The 235-nt window shown below is 55.7% G+C and carries 1 pseudogene; it reads left to right on the forward strand.

The features are described 5' to 3' along the window. Positions 1-235: pseudogene (locus KVT27_RS26945) on the forward strand (multidrug ABC transporter permease/ATP-binding protein); the annotation flags it as partial.

The raw sequence follows: 235 nt of genomic DNA on the forward strand, positions 1-235 counted from the left end.
CCTGCAGGCGGTTTCGACGACAGCGGGGTTTGGGATTTTGACCTTCGTAGACTCGACATTGTTCATGCTGACCATATTGAGTGTGATGGGCTTCTTCATCTCTTGGAAGCTGACGCTCGCTGCGATTCTGCCGCTGCCTTTCATGGCCGCCGCGATTACGATCTATGGGGGACGCATCCACGAGAGATTCATTCGCGCACAGGATGCTTTCGGCCAGATGAACGACCGGGTGCTG

It is taken from the genome of Lysinibacillus sp. GbtcB16 (genome assembly GCF_019091145.1).
In the GTDB taxonomy this organism is placed as follows: Bacteria; Bacillota; Bacilli; order Bacillales_A; family Planococcaceae; genus Lysinibacillus; species Lysinibacillus fusiformis.